Genomic DNA, 13,261 nt, shown 5'->3' with positions numbered 1-13,261 from the left:
TAACAGTTGATTGATTGTGGCCTACTCTGCTATTTCTTAAAAATGAATAATACTCACCACCTTATTCACGAATCGAGAACGGTATGGACTTAACTCAGCTTGAGATGTTTAACGCCGTCGCACTGACCGGCAGCATTACCCAGGCGGCGCAGAAGGTACACCGGGTGCCCTCAAACCTCACCACCCGCATCCGACAGCTAGAAGCGGATCTCGGCGTGGAGCTGTTTATTCGCGTGAATCAGCGCCTGCGGCTTTCCCCCGCCGGGCACAATTTTTTGCGCTACAGCAAACAGATCCTGGCGCTGGTCGACGAAGCGCGAATGGTCGTCGCCGGGGATGAACCGCAGGGATTATTCTCGCTCGGCGCGCTGGAAAGTACCGCCGCCGTACGCATTCCGGAAAGTCTGGCGCGGTTTAACCAGCGCTATCCGCGCATTCAGTTTGCGTTATCCACCGGGCCTTCCGGTACGATGATTGACGGCGTGCTTGAAGGGACGCTTAGCGCCGCCTTTGTCGACGGGCCGCTCTCGCACCCGGAACTGGAAGGAATGCCGGTTTACCGGGAAGAGATGATGCTGGTCACCCCTGCGGGCCACGCGGAAGTGTCAAAAGCCACGCAGGTGAGCGGCAGCGACGTGTATGCCTTTCGCGCCAACTGTTCTTACCGGCGTCATCTGGAGAGCTGGTTCCATGCCGACCGCGTAACGCCGGGAAGGATCCATGAGATGGAGTCCTACCACGGGATGCTCGCCTGTGTGATTGCCGGGGCAGGCATTGCGCTGATGCCCCGCTCCATGCTGGAGAGCATGCCGGGGCATCATCAGGTGGCAGCGTGGCCGCTGGCGGAAAACTGGCGCTGGCTCACCACCTGGCTGGTGTGGCGACGCGGGGCGATGACTCGCCAGCTGGAGGCATTTATCGCGCTGCTGAACGAGCGTCAGCCACCTGCGCCCAGTTGTTAAAGTTGAACGTAGTCCTGGAGTCGAAGGAAAATTTTTCCCTTCATATACAGCGTGGCCTGCCCTCCAATCAGCACGCGGTCGCCTTTCAGCTCGCAGCGCAGATCCCCGCCGCGCAAGGAGACCTGGCGGGCCGACATCTGCGTTTTTCCGAGCTTTTCACTCCAGTACGGGATCAGCATGCTGTGCGCTGATCCCGTCACCGGATCCTCCGGCACCCCTTCCCCCGGACAGAAGAAGCGGCTGACGAAATCATACTCATCTCCCGGCGCTGTAACGCAGACCATTTTCCCCAGCGGGAGCATGGCAGTGATATCCGGCGTCAGCGCCTCCACCTGCCGCTGGCTGTCGAGCACCACCATGTAGTCACGCCCCACACGCACCTCGTTTGCCGCGTTAATGCCCAGCGCGCTGAACAGCACTGGGGGTGGAGTATCGACAACCTCGGTTGACCACGCCGGGAAATTAAGCGTCAGCCAGTCGCCGCTGCGTTGTACCGTCAGTTCGCCGACAAAGCGCGTGGTGAAGGTGATTTCCGTATGCGGATAATCCAGGTATTCAAAAATAACGTGAGAAGCCGCGAGGGTTGCGTGGCCGCAGAGGTTAATTTCATCCTGCGTGGTAAACCAGCGCAGCTCAAACCCGTTATCCGTTCGGACAAAAAACGCCGTCTCTGACTGATTATGCTGCTTCGCCATCTTCAGCAGCGTCTCATCCGATAGCCACGCTTCCAGCGGACACACCGCCGCCGCATTGCCGCCGAACGCCCTGTCGCTGAAGGCATCTACCAGATAAAAATCAATTTCCTGCATCATTTGTTCCTCTTAGATTTATTCAGCGCAGAAATACTGTGCCCTTCAGATACAGCGCCGCCTGCCCGCCCATCCGCACGCGGTCGCCCTTGAGTTCGCAGCGTACGTCTCCTCCACGGGCGGAAACCTGGCGGGCAAACATCTGTGTTTTGCCAAGCCGTTCACTCCAGTAAGGGATCAGCATGGTGTGCGCGGAGCCGGTGACAGGATCTTCCGGCACGGCCACGCCCGGCGAGAAGAAACGACTGATAAAGTCGTATTCTCCTTCGTCCCGGGCGGTGACGGCCACTTTATGCTCCCCCGGCGTCATGGCGGAGAAATCCGGATTAATGGCTTCCACCTGCTCGCGGCTCTCCAGTACCAGCACCCAGGCGCGGCCTTTTCGCGCCTCGACGTAGTGGCTGATACCGAGTGCGGTGAGCAACTCCGGTGGCGGCGTCTGTGCCTGCGTCGGGCAGGCCGGGAAGTCCAGCGTCATCCAGTCACCTTCACGGCTGACGGTCAGGCGACCAGAGGCAGTGTCAAAATGAAGGCGTGAGTCCGGATAATCCAGTTCGTTAAACAGAACATACGCCGCGGCAAGCGTCGCGTGACCACACAGATTAACCTCGGTTAGCGTGGTGAACCAGCGCAACTCGATCCCCCCTTTGGTACACACAAAAAAGGCGGTTTCCGACTGGTTATGCTGTTGTGCCATCCGCAGTAACGTCTCATCCGGTAGCCACGCGTCGAGGGGGCACACCGCCGCCGGGTTGCCGCCAAAAGAGGACGCGCTGAACGCATCTACCAGATAAAAATCAATCTCCTGCATTGTGTTACCGCCTGTTTTTGTTGTGTTGTTCTTTATCTTCAATGAAAACAACCGCGTTCGCTACCGCTGCATGAAGGTAAATTTTGTGATTCATATCACATAACGGTTGAGTTTTCGCCGTTTAAGGCTTTAAGATCGTCTCCTCATCTTTCAGGCAACGAATCCCAGATATCCCTATGACAACACACACGGTTTCCCGCAGGGTCGCGTGGCTACGCGTGGTCACGCTCGCCATCGCAGCGTTTATTTTCAACACCACGGAATTTGTTCCGGTTGGGCTGCTGTCCGACATTGCGGCCAGCTTCCATATGGAAACGGCACAGGTTGGCATTATGCTGACCATCTATGCATGGGTGGTAGCGCTGATGTCGCTGCCGTTTATGCTGCTGACCAGCCAGATGGAACGTCGTAAGCTGCTGATTGGGCTGTTTGTGGTGTTCATTGCCAGCCATGTGCTGTCATTTATGGCATGGAACTTCACCGTGCTGGTCATCAGCCGCGTCGGCATCGCGTTTGCCCATGCCGTTTTCTGGTCGATCACCGCATCGCTCGCCATTCGTCTGGCCCCGGCGGGGAAACGCGCCCAGGCGCTGAGCCTGATTGCCACCGGAACGGCGCTGGCGATGGTGTTAGGCCTGCCGATCGGGCGCATTGTGGGTCAATACTTCGGCTGGCGCACCACCTTCTTTGCCATCGGCATGGGGGCGCTGATCACCCTGGTGTGTCTGATCAAACTGCTGCCAAAACTGCCCAGCGAACACTCCGGCTCGCTGAAAAGTCTTCCGTTGCTGATGCGTCGACCGGCGCTGATGAGCATCTATTTGCTGACCGTGATTGTGGTGACCGCCCATTACACGGCCTACAGCTATATTGAGCCGTTTGTTCAGGTTGTGGCGGGCTTTAGCGCTAACTTTGCCACCGTTCTGCTGCTGATCCTGGGCGGCGCGGGGATTATCGGCAGCATCCTGTTCGGGAAGCTGGGCAATCAGCATGCGTCTGCGCTTGTAAGCAGTGCGATTGGCCTGCTGCTGGCATGTCTGCTGTTACTGATGCCTGCGGCAGGCAGCGAGAGTCATCTGGCGATCCTCAGTCTGTTCTGGGGCGTGGCGATCATGATTATTGGTCTGGGAATGCAGGTCAAAGTGCTGGCGCTGGCCCCGGACGCCACGGACGTAGCGATGTCGCTCTTCTCCGGGATTTTTAATCTGGGGATTGGCGCCGGTGCGCTGGTGGGAAATCAGATCAGCCTGCATGTATCGATGTCGGCCATTGGCTATCTCGGGGCGATTCCGGCGCTGATCGCGCTGATCTGGTCGGTGCTTATCTTCCGTAAATGGCCGGTCGCGATGGAAGAGCAGTCCAGCCACGGTTGACGTTTGTTGTGCCGGGTGGCTCTGCGCTTACCCGGCAACGTTTTCAATGATACGTCTTAACAATCTCCAGCACGCCGTTAATAATAAACTGCACGCCCATACAGACCAGCAGGAAACCCATCAGACGGGAGATAGCCTCAATCCCCCCCTTGCCCACCCAGCGCATAATCGCCCCGGAACTGCGCAATGACCCCCAGACAATAATGGCAATAAGCGCAAAAATGATCGGCGGCGCAACGGTGATAACCCAGTGCGGAAATGTCGACCCATCACGCACCGTTGAGGCGGAACTGATGATCATCGCAATCGTTCCCGGCCCTGCCGTGCTCGGCATGGCTAACGGCACAAACGCGATGTTGGCGCTCGGTTCGCTTTCAAGCTCCTCCGATTTGCTTTTGGCTTCCGGGGATTCGTGCGCTTTGTGCGCCGGGAACAGCATCCGGAAACCAATAAAGGCCACGATCAGCCCGCCAGCGATACGCAGACCGGGAATCGAAATACCAAAGGTATTCATCACCAGTTGCCCGGCGTAATAAGCCACCATCATTATGGCAAAGACATACACAGAGGCCATCATCGACTGCTGATTGCGCTCCGCGCTGTTCATGTTCCCCGCCAGCCCCAGAAAAAGCGCCACCGTCGTTAACGGGTTCGCCAGCGGCAGCAACACCACCAGCCCAAGCCCCACTGCTTTAATCAAATCCAACATAATGCACCGCAGTCCTTATCCTTATTCAACATCGCAATTATAGGGGCAAATCCTCGTCCGTAGCCATCCGCGCAGCGTAACCATAATTGTCTCTCGTAATTGATAACCCCAGATTATCTGTATGATTTAAAAGCGTACAGAATGAGTTCCTGAAGCGTTTTAGCATTTCGTGGCATCGGCCGATTCATTCAGTTGACTTATACTTGCCTGAGCAATAATATCTGCCGTGACTAAACTACTTGCCAGGGCAACCATTGTGAAAAGCACCAGTGACCTCTTTAACGACATAATCCCACTGGGTCGTCTTATTCATATGGTTAATCAGAAAAAAGATCGCCTGCTCAATGACTATCTGTCACCGCTGGATATCACCGCAACACAGTTTAAAGTGCTGTGTTCCATTCGCTGCGAAGTGTGTATCACGCCGGTTGAGCTGAAAAAGGTGCTCTCTGTCGATCTGGGTGCGTTAACCCGCATGCTGGATCGTCTCGTCTGTAAAGGATGGGTAGAACGAAGCCCTAACCCAAATGACAAACGTGGCGTACTGGTGAAACTGACCAGCGATGGCGCGGCCATGTGTGAGCAATGTCATCAATTAGTAGGACAAACACTGCACCAGGAACTGACAAAAAACTTATCGGCAGATGAAGTGGCAACGCTTGAGCTTTTACTCAAGAAAATCCTGCCGTAAACAGAAAAAGAGGTATGACGATGTCCAGACGCAATACTGACGCTATCACCATTCATAGCATTTTGGACTGGATCGAAGATAACCTGGAATCTCCGCTCTCCCTTGAGAAAGTGTCTGAGCGTTCAGGTTACTCAAAATGGCACCTGCAACGGATGTTTAAAAAAGAGACCGGCCATTCATTAGGACAATATATTCGCAGCCGCAAGCTGACGGAGATTGCCCAAAAACTGAAAGAAAGCAATGAGCCGATCCTCTATCTGGCGGAACGTTACGGATTTGAATCGCAACAAACCCTGACGCGTACGTTCAAGAACTACTTTGACGTGCCGCCTCATAAGTACCGTATTACCAGTATGCCGGGTGAATCCCGTTACCTGTATCCGCTAAAACATTGCAGTTAATCATCGCCTGTTAAGACGTAACCGAGGAAATCATGAAATTTATCGCCTCCGCCGCCCTCACCTTGCTGGTGCTGGTTTCCGGCCAGAGCTTCGCGGAGCAAACCCCCAGTGCGGGGCAGCAAAATAATCGTGACACCATGATTATGCCGTCCACGCAAAACCAGTCGCCCTGGGACTTCAATCACATGGGCGCTGGCAGCGACAAATCCGACGAATTAGGCGTGCCGTATTACAACCACGACCTGTAATTCGTTTTTGCCCCGCTAATGCGGGGCTTTTTTCTGCCTTAACTCTGCACCCGCGTCGCCCGACGCACCCGCAAGCCAAAGACGTTGATATACAGCCCGGCCATAATCAGCCCTGCGCCACACAGTTGCAGCGCGCTGAGCGTTTCATCCAGCAACAGTGCGGCGCTGGCAAGCCCGACCACCGGTACCAGCAGCGATAACGGCGCCACGCGCCAGGTTTCATAGCGTCCGAGCAGCGATCCCCAGATACCATAGCCAATGATTGAGGCAACGAACGCCAGGTAGATCAGCGACAAAATAGTCGTCAGGTCGATCTCCACCAGGCTTTTCAGCATCGCCTGCGGCCCCTCCAGAATAAATGACGCGGCCATAAACGGTACGATGGGGATCAACGCGCTCCAGACCACCAGCGATAAGACCGCCGGACGCGCCTCGTGCTGCATTATCAGCTTGTTAAAGATATTGCCGCACGCCCAGCTCAGCCCCGCCGCCAGGGTGAGCATAAAGCCCAGCAGCGCGACATGCTGACCGTTGAGGCTGCCTTCAATCAGCACCAGCACGCCAAAGACCGCAAGGCTAATGCCCGCCAGCTGCTTGCCCTGCAAGCGTTCGCCAAAGACAAACGCGCCGAGAATGATGGTAAAGAACGCCTGCACCTGAAGCACCAGCGAAGCCAGGCCCGCAGGCATACCGAATTTAATAGCGCAAAAAAGAAACGCAAACTGACCAAAGCTGATGGTGAGGCCGTAGCCCAGCAGCAGCTTGAGGGGAATTTTCGGGCGGGCGACGAACAGCAGCGCCGGAAACGCCACCAGCAGGAAGCGCAGACCCGCCAGCATCAATGGAGGCATGTTGTGCAACCCCATTTTGATGACCACAAAATTGAGTCCCCACGCCACGACAACCAGCAACGCTAACAGCCCGTCTTTCCGCGTCATTTTCCGCCCCTGAAATATTAAAATTTTGTAAACACTTCAAGGTAACAGAAAAAATAGCCCCGCGAGAAGATCATTAATTCTGGTACTGAAGAGAAGCACTTGCGGATAAATTGGGTGCTATACAAGCTGCCGATCCCATGATAATCCTGTAATAACACAACAAAAAAGCATAAGCATTTGTCGGGCAGGAAAATGAAACCATCAATCAGGCGCTCAACCGCAGCGCTGCTGGCATCGTCATTGTTATTAACAATTGGCCGCGGGGCAACGCTGCCCTTTATGACCATATATCTTACACGCGTGTACGATATGAGCGTGGAGAATATTGGCTATGCCCTTACCGTGGCGTTGACCATTGGCGTGGTGTTTAGCCTGGGGTTTGGCATCCTGGCGGATAAATTCGACAAAAAACGCTATATGCTGATCGCCATCGTCGCCTTTATCGCCGGGTTTGTGGCCATTCCGCTGGTGAATAACGTGACGCTGGTAGTGCTGTTCTTTGCCCTGATTAACTGCGCCTATTCCGTCTTCTCAACGGTGCTGAAAGCATGGTTTGCCGACGTGCTGACCTCCAGCGAAAAGGCGCACGTTTTCTCACTCAACTACAGTTTCCTGAACATCGGCTGGACGATCGGGCCGCCGATCGGCACCCTGCTTGTGATGTACAGCCTGCAACTGCCGTTCTTGCTGGCGGCCTTCTGCGCCGCACTGCCGCTCGGGTTTATCCATTTCTTTGTGCAGAAAAGCATAGCCTCGGACAGCCCTGAGGAGAAAATGCCATGGCAACCCTCGGTGCTGCTGAAAGACCGGGCGCTGTTCTGGTACACGCTTTCCGGGCTGCTGGCGTCGTATGTGGGTGGATCGTTCGCCACCTGCATTTCCCAGTATGTCCTCGCCGCACATGCGGACAGTGATTTCGCAGAAAAGGTGGTGGCCGTTGTGCTGCCCGTCAACGCGGCGGTGGTCGTCACCCTGCAATATGCGCTTGGACGGAAGATCACCGCCAGCAATATCCGTCCGCTAATGACCGCCGCGACGCTTTTTTTCATCCTCGGGCTGGGGGGGTTTATGCTTTCCGGCGAGAACCTGATTTACTGGGGGATCGCGGCAGCGATTTTCACCCTGGGTGAGGTTATTTATGCACCGGGTGAATACATGCTGATCGACAATATCGCCCCGCCGGGCATGAAGGCGAGCTACTTCTCCGCACAAGCGCTGGGCTGGCTGGGCGCGGCGGCGAACCCGATGATCACCGGGCTCATCCTGACCCATCTGCCGCACTGGTCATTATTTATCATTATGATGGCCGCCATCATTGCGGCCTGGCTGATGATATTGCGCGGGATGCGCGTGAAAAGTGAAGATAGCGTGTCGAGTAGCGCTGCGCTTACCCGACCTGGAAAACCCTAATCCCAGGCCGGGTAAGGCGAAGCCGCCCCCCGGCAAAACCAACACCTTAGTGGTGCAACATCTCCTCCACCACCTGCTCTTTGTACATCTCATTCGGGTAGTAGGTCGGCCAGTTATCCATCTCTTTCAGCAGCGCCTCGTGGGAGGTGTTGCCCATAAAGATATGGAAGTGTGAAGAGGCTTTCGGCCCGATGATATGGTCGCTGAACTGCACAAACTTAGGCGCCTCGCTCGCGTTATCCTTGCATTCAAACAGGTAGCGCACACCTTTTTTCCCCGACGCATAGGTCAGAATTTTGTAGCCGCTGTAGTCGTAGCGGCAGCTGCTCACCGTTTTGCCTCGGTGGAATTCCATCACGTTGTTTTCAATGCCGATGGCGTCCACGTCCGTCGCGTAACCCTTGCGGTAGTAGGCCTTCACCTCGGCAGCAGATTTTTCTCCCTTCTGCGCTTTCTTTTCGAAAACCGGATCCAGCGAACCATCAAGCAGGAACGGGTAAACAGACTGCCAGGTTCCGTCCCAGTCAGACAGCTTCCTGTCCCTGACGTCTTTATCCTCAAAGACGCCGTTTGCCGCCTTCTGTTCCGCCTCCGTCATCTGATGACCGTGCGAATGGGCAAAAAGCGAGCCGCTTACCAGCAGCGTTCCCAAAGTCAGCGCAATTTTTCCAGGTTGTGCAGCCACAGCAAAATCCTCATTCCGTTTTATAAGAACAGGGATGTTATATTATAACATTTCAGATCGCAACCAGCCCGCGAACGCCCTCCTGCTCCATATTCTCCCCGCGCCCCTGCTGGACGATGCTGCCGCGCGACATCACCAGATAGCTGTCGGCCAGCTCTGCCGCAAAATCATAAAATTGCTCCACCAGCAGGATCGCCATATCCCCCCGGTTCGCCAGGCTGCGGATCACCTGCCCAATCTCTTTAATCACCGACGGCTGAATACCTTCCGTGGGTTCATCCAGAATCAGTAACTGTGGACGGCTCGCCAGCGCGCGACCAATCGCCAGCTGCTGTTGCTGACCACCGGAAAGATCGCCTCCGCGTCGGTGCTTCATCTCCTTCAGCACCGGGAAAAGCTGCCAAATCTCCTCCGGTACGCTCCTTGCGTTTCCCGCTGAGAAGCGCGTCAGCCCCATCAGCAGGTTTTCTTCTACGGTCAGACGCGGAAAAATCTCCCGCCCCTGCGGAACATACGCCACGCCGGACTGCACTCGCTGGTGCGGTTTACTGTGAGTGATGGTCTTTCCCTGCCAGACGACCTCCCCGGCTTTCACCGGGATCAGCCCCATCAGGCACCTCAGCAGCGTGGTTTTGCCCACCCCGTTGCGCCCCAGCAGGCAGGTAACTTCCCCGACGACCGCCTCAAAGCTCACCCCGCGCAGAATATGACTTCCGCCGTAGTACTGATTCAGTTCGCAAACCTGTAACATCCCCTCTCCTTAACGTCCCAGATAGACGTCAATTACCTGTTCATTGGCCTGTACCTCGCGAAGCGAACCTTCCGCCAGTACCCGCCCCTGATGCAGCACCGTGACGTGGTCGGCGATGGTCTCGACGAAGCCCATATCGTGCTCAACCACCATCAGCGAATGCTTGCCTGCCAGGGTTCGGAACAGCTCGGCAGTGTATTCCGTCTCGGCGTCGGTCATACCGGCGGCGGGTTCGTCCAGCAGTAACAGGTGCGGGTCCTGCACCAGCAGCATGCCGATCTCCAGAAACTGCTTCTGTCCGTGGGAAAGCAGTCCGGCACGGCGATCGCGCTCGCTGCCAAGCCGCAGCAAAACCAGCATCTCGTCAATGCGGTCGCGCTGCTCGCCGCTGAGCGTGGCCCGCAGGCTCGCCCAGACGGACCTGTCGGCTTTCATGGCGATTTCGAGGTTTTCCCCTACAGTCAGCGCTTCAAACACGGTCGGCTTCTGGAACTTACGGCCAATGCCCTGACGGGCGATGGCCGCCGGTTCCAGGGCTGTCAGATCGATGGACTGATCGTAAATAGCTTTCCCGCTTTTTGGCCGGGTTTTGCCGGTGATCACGTCCATCAGCGTGGTTTTACCGGCGCCGTTAGGGCCAATGATGCAGCGCAATTCTCCGACGCCGATATTCAGCGAAAGATCGGTCAACGCCTGAAAACCGTCGAAACTGACGTTAATGGCCTCGAGCTGCAACACCGGATCGGTCTGCTCACGGTAACGATCGCCCGGTAGCTGGCGGGTAAAGAGTCCTTCAGAGGGCTGCATTAATTCTCTCCCTTACGAAACAGACCGAACACGCCGCGTGGTAAAAACAGCGTCACGGCGATGAAAATCAGCCCCAGAAACAGCTGCCAGTACTCCGGCATCGCCACGGTGAAAAAGCTCTTCGCACCGTTGACGAGCGCCGCGCCCATCACCGGGCCCACCAGCGTGCCGCGGCCGCCCAGCGCCACCCAGATGGCCGCTTCAATCGAGTTGGTCGGCGACATTTCACCCGGGTTGATAATACCCACCTGCGGAACGTACAGCGCCCCCGCCAGGCCACACAGCACGGCGGAAAGCGTCCAGACCAGCAGCTTGAAACCGCGCGGATCATAGCCGCAGAACGTCAGACGGTTTTCCGCATCGCGCACCGCCGTTAAAATGCGGCCAAATTTACTCTTCGCCAGCGCGTAGCCTGTGCCCAGGGCCAGCAGCAGCAGCATGACCGTTGCGAGAAACAGCGCGATCCGCGTGGTAGTCGCCGTGACGGAAAACCCGAGCAGCGTGGTAAAGCCGGTAAAGCCGTTATTGCCGCCAAAGCCGGTTTCGTTGCGAAAGAACAGCAGCATGCCCGCATAGGTCAGCGCCTGGGTCATGATGGAGAAATAGACCCCTTTGATCTTCGAGCGGAAAGCAAACCAGCCGAAGACCAGCGCCAGCAGGCCGGGGATCGTCACAATTAACACCAGAGCCCAGGCAAAATGCTGCGTTCCCCACCAGAACCAGGGCAGTTCGCTCCACGAGAGAAACGACATAAACGCGGGCAGCCCGTCCCCGGCCGCCTGGCGCATCAGGTACATGCCCATCGCATAGCCGCCCAGGGCGAAGAATATGCCGTGCCCCAGCGAGAGCATACCGGCATAGCCCCAGACCAGATCGAGGGCCACGGCGACAACTGCGTAGCAGAGGATCTTGCCGATGAGCGTCAACATCCACGTAGAAACGGCCAGCGGATGCGTTGCGGGTAACAGCGCGAGAAAAGGCAGCACCAGCAGCGCCGCAACCAGCAGACTGCCGAAGATTTGCGTGGTGCGCGGTGCCCTGCGCGCCAGTGTTAAGGTCAATGGCTGGCTCATCAGTCTGTCACCCTCCCTTTAAGTGCGAATAACCCCTGCGGACGTTTCTGGATAAACAGAATGATCGCCACCAGAATCAGTATCTTGCCCAGCACGGCGCCCATCTGCGGTTCAAGAATTTTATTGAAGATCCCCAGACCAAAGGCCGCCGCGACGCTACCGGCCAGCTGGCCGACGCCGCCGAGCACCACCACCAGGAATGAATCGATGATGTATCCCTGGCCCAGCTCCGGTCCCACGTTCCCCAACTGGGATAACGCCACGCCGCCCAGCCCGGCAATGCCGGACCCGAGGCCAAACGCCAGCATATCTACCCGTCCGGTGGGAACGCCGCAGCAGGCCGCCATGCTGCGGTTTTGCGTCACCGCCCGCACGTTCAGACCCAGACGCGTTTTATTCAGAATGAGCCAGGTGAAGAACAGCACCAGCAGCACAAACCCGAGCACCACAATACGGTTCCACGGCAGCGTCAGGTTGGCGAAAACCTGCACCCCGCCGGACAGCCAGGCCGGGTTAGCGACCTCAAGGTTCTGGGCGCCAAAGGTCATGCGGACCAACTGGATAAGCATCAGGCTGATCCCCCAGGTGGCGAGCAGGGTTTCCAGCGGGCGGCCATACAGATGGCGGATCACCGTGCGCTCCAGCACCATCCCGATACCTGCCGTCAGGCAAAACGCCACCGGCAGCGCCACCACCGGATAAAGCGCCAGCCACTGAGGCATCCACTGCGCCATCACCTGCTGCACCATCCAGGTGGCATACGCCCCGAGCATCAGCATTTCGCCGTGGGCCATGTTAATCACCCCCAGCAGACCATAGGTGATAGCCAGCCCGAGCGCGGCCAGCAAGAGTACCGACCCCAACGACAGGCCCATGAAGGCCTGTCCCAGCAGTTCACCCCACATCAGCCGGTGCTGAATACGGTCCAGGCTCTCAGCGGCGGCGGCACGTACCCGTGCGTCCGGCTCGGTTTGCGCCCGGGTGAACGGCGTCAGCGTGGCCTGAACGTCCGGATCGTCAGACTGTCCCAACAGTTCAACCGCGTTGAGGCGCGTTTCCGCCTGCGGACTCGCCAGCTGAAGATTTGCCAGCGCCAGCCTCAGCGACTGTCGGGTGACGTCGTCCGTTTCGCGATTAGCCCGCTGTTGCAGAAACCCGAGCATATCCGGCTGGGCGTCACGCTGAAGTTGCCGCGCGGCATGACGCCTTTCGGTGACACTGTCACTTACAAGCTGATGCGTCGCCAGCGCCGTGACGGTTAACACGCGCAGCCGGTTGGTCAGCCGCACGGCTTTGGTCGTTCCTTCGGCGCTCTTTGCCGCGCCCAGGGCAACCATTTCGCCGTCGATGCGGGTAAATGCCTTCTTCTGGCTGTCGGTATAAAGGTTCTCCTGTTGCAGCGCCTTAAGCAGCGGCAAACGTGCAGGTTCCGGCGTGGCTGCCCAGCGGGTCAGCATGGCGGTTTGCTGGCTGCGGCTAGCGGCAACAAAATCATCGGCATCCGATGCCTGCGCCATCCCTGGCAGCAGTCCGGTAAGCCACACAATCGCAATCATCATGCGCATGGCGTTCATGACGTCTCTCCCTGGTGGT

General features: G+C 57.1%; 15 protein-coding genes. 6 read left to right on the top strand and 9 right to left on the bottom strand.

What is annotated here, in order from left to right; all coding sequences use genetic code 11:
* Positions 1 to 83: 83 nt before the first annotated feature.
* Positions 84 to 962 (top strand): putrescine utilization regulator PtrR, encoded by an 879-nt coding sequence (ptrR, locus tag ACOTZD_RS14080; protein WP_063855004.1) that lies wholly within the window; start codon positions 84 to 86, stop codon positions 960 to 962.
* Here the strand turns inward: ptrR and ACOTZD_RS14075 are convergent.
* Together ACOTZD_RS14075 and ACOTZD_RS14070 are read right to left on the bottom strand one after the other, a co-directional pair.
* Entirely contained in the window at positions 959 to 1,771 is an 813-nt protein-coding gene (locus ACOTZD_RS14075) for a PhzF family phenazine biosynthesis protein (RefSeq protein WP_032628241.1), read from the bottom strand. The genes ptrR and ACOTZD_RS14075 overlap by 4 nt on opposite strands.
* A 22-nt stretch (positions 1,772 to 1,793) precedes the next feature.
* A complete protein-coding gene (locus tag ACOTZD_RS14070; RefSeq protein ID WP_048208649.1) occupies positions 1,794 to 2,582 on the bottom strand; it encodes a PhzF family phenazine biosynthesis protein in 789 nt (262 codons plus the stop codon).
* Positions 2,583 to 2,758: 176 nt separating this feature from the next.
* On the opposite strand from ACOTZD_RS14070, the gene ACOTZD_RS14065 reads away from it, so the two are divergent.
* Entirely contained in the window at positions 2,759 to 3,955 is a 1,197-nt protein-coding gene (locus tag ACOTZD_RS14065; RefSeq protein WP_017693434.1) for a sugar transporter, read from the top strand.
* A 43-nt stretch (positions 3,956 to 3,998) separates the two neighbouring features.
* Here the strand turns inward: ACOTZD_RS14065 and ACOTZD_RS14060 are convergent, their stop codons facing one another.
* Positions 3,999 to 4,664 (bottom strand): MarC family NAAT transporter, encoded by a 666-nt coding sequence (locus tag ACOTZD_RS14060; RefSeq protein ID WP_003857180.1) that lies wholly within the window; start codon positions 4,662 to 4,664, stop codon positions 3,999 to 4,001.
* Positions 4,665 to 4,920: 256 nt separating this feature from the next.
* Here ACOTZD_RS14060 and marR point away from each other — a divergent pair, with 256 nt between their 5' ends.
* The 3 genes from marR to marB are packed head-to-tail and all read left to right on the top strand — an operon-like array spanning position 4,921 to position 6,004.
* A complete protein-coding gene (marR, locus tag ACOTZD_RS14055) occupies positions 4,921 to 5,355 on the top strand; it encodes a multiple antibiotic resistance transcriptional regulator MarR (protein ID WP_023314145.1) in 435 nt (144 codons plus the stop codon).
* Between the two features lie 20 nt (positions 5,356 to 5,375).
* Entirely contained in the window at positions 5,376 to 5,756 is a 381-nt protein-coding gene (gene marA, locus ACOTZD_RS14050) for an MDR efflux pump AcrAB transcriptional activator MarA (protein WP_001303241.1), read from the top strand.
* A 32-nt stretch (positions 5,757 to 5,788) separates the two neighbouring features.
* Positions 5,789 to 6,004 (top strand): multiple antibiotic resistance protein MarB, encoded by a 216-nt coding sequence (gene marB / locus ACOTZD_RS14045; protein WP_003857184.1) that lies wholly within the window; start codon positions 5,789 to 5,791, stop codon positions 6,002 to 6,004.
* Between the two features lie 38 nt (positions 6,005 to 6,042).
* Here marB and eamA read toward each other — a convergent pair whose 3' ends face one another.
* Positions 6,043 to 6,942, bottom strand: a complete 900-nt coding sequence (eamA, locus tag ACOTZD_RS14040; RefSeq protein WP_032658384.1) for an O-acetylserine/cysteine exporter — start codon at positions 6,940 to 6,942, stop codon at positions 6,043 to 6,045.
* A 192-nt stretch (positions 6,943 to 7,134) separates the two neighbouring features.
* Here eamA and ydeE point away from each other — a divergent pair, with 192 nt between their 5' ends.
* Positions 7,135 to 8,352: an efflux MFS transporter YdeE gene (ydeE, locus tag ACOTZD_RS14035; protein ID WP_165469251.1), complete on the top strand. Its 1,218-nt coding sequence runs from the start codon at positions 7,135 to 7,137 to the stop codon at positions 8,350 to 8,352.
* Between the two features lie 46 nt (positions 8,353 to 8,398).
* Here ydeE and zinT read toward each other — a convergent pair whose 3' ends face one another.
* Genes zinT through urtB form a run of 5 tightly spaced genes read right to left on the bottom strand, consistent with a single transcriptional unit; the run spans position 8,399 to position 13,242 of the window.
* Entirely contained in the window at positions 8,399 to 9,037 is a 639-nt protein-coding gene (gene zinT / locus ACOTZD_RS14030; protein WP_003857190.1) for a metal-binding protein ZinT, read from the bottom strand.
* 52 nt (positions 9,038 to 9,089) lie between these two features.
* A complete protein-coding gene (gene urtE, locus ACOTZD_RS14025) occupies positions 9,090 to 9,788 on the bottom strand; it encodes an urea ABC transporter ATP-binding subunit UrtE (RefSeq protein WP_023324642.1) in 699 nt (232 codons plus the stop codon).
* Positions 9,789 to 9,797: 9 nt separating this feature from the next.
* A complete protein-coding gene (gene urtD / locus ACOTZD_RS14020; RefSeq protein WP_015570541.1) occupies positions 9,798 to 10,595 on the bottom strand; it encodes an urea ABC transporter ATP-binding protein UrtD in 798 nt (265 codons plus the stop codon).
* The gene (gene urtC / locus ACOTZD_RS14015) at positions 10,595 to 11,668 is read right to left on the bottom strand and encodes an urea ABC transporter permease subunit UrtC (protein ID WP_023314142.1); all 1,074 of its coding nucleotides are present in this window, start codon (positions 11,666 to 11,668) and stop codon (positions 10,595 to 10,597) included. The genes urtD and urtC overlap by 1 nt, the downstream gene beginning before the upstream one ends.
* Complete coding sequence (gene urtB / locus ACOTZD_RS14010) at positions 11,668 to 13,242, bottom strand: urea ABC transporter permease subunit UrtB (protein WP_003857199.1); 1,575 nt, start codon at positions 13,240 to 13,242, stop codon at positions 11,668 to 11,670. Before urtB ends, urtC begins: the two co-directional genes overlap by 1 nt.
* Positions 13,243 to 13,261: the final 19 nt, after the last annotated feature.

This window comes from Enterobacter cloacae complex sp. SHL022 (genome assembly GCF_049237785.1).
GTDB classification, from domain to species: domain Bacteria; phylum Pseudomonadota; class Gammaproteobacteria; order Enterobacterales; family Enterobacteriaceae; genus Enterobacter; species Enterobacter hormaechei_C.
This window is presented reverse-complemented; position numbering and strand designations above follow the sequence as displayed.

Coding starts and splice junctions, on each gene's coding strand:
- ptrR (WP_063855004.1), top strand. CDS start 84: ATGGACTTAACTCAGCTTGAGATGTTTAACGCCGTCGCACTGACCGGC.
- ACOTZD_RS14075 (WP_032628241.1), bottom strand. CDS start 1,771: ATGCAGGAAATTGATTTTTATCTGGTAGATGCCTTCAGCGACAGGGCG.
- ACOTZD_RS14070 (WP_048208649.1), bottom strand. CDS start 2,582: ATGCAGGAGATTGATTTTTATCTGGTAGATGCGTTCAGCGCGTCCTCT.
- ACOTZD_RS14065 (WP_017693434.1), top strand. CDS start 2,759: ATGACAACACACACGGTTTCCCGCAGGGTCGCGTGGCTACGCGTGGTC.
- ACOTZD_RS14060 (WP_003857180.1), bottom strand. CDS start 4,664: ATGTTGGATTTGATTAAAGCAGTGGGGCTTGGGCTGGTGGTGTTGCTG.
- marA (WP_001303241.1), top strand. CDS start 5,376: ATGTCCAGACGCAATACTGACGCTATCACCATTCATAGCATTTTGGAC.
- marB (WP_003857184.1), top strand. CDS start 5,789: ATGAAATTTATCGCCTCCGCCGCCCTCACCTTGCTGGTGCTGGTTTCC.
- eamA (WP_032658384.1), bottom strand. CDS start 6,942: ATGACGCGGAAAGACGGGCTGTTAGCGTTGCTGGTTGTCGTGGCGTGG.
- ydeE (WP_165469251.1), top strand. CDS start 7,135: ATGAAACCATCAATCAGGCGCTCAACCGCAGCGCTGCTGGCATCGTCA.
- urtE (WP_023324642.1), bottom strand. CDS start 9,788: ATGTTACAGGTTTGCGAACTGAATCAGTACTACGGCGGAAGTCATATT.
- urtD (WP_015570541.1), bottom strand. CDS start 10,595: ATGCAGCCCTCTGAAGGACTCTTTACCCGCCAGCTACCGGGCGATCGT.
- urtC (WP_023314142.1), bottom strand. CDS start 11,668: ATGAGCCAGCCATTGACCTTAACACTGGCGCGCAGGGCACCGCGCACC.
- urtB (WP_003857199.1), bottom strand. CDS start 13,242: ATGAACGCCATGCGCATGATGATTGCGATTGTGTGGCTTACCGGACTG.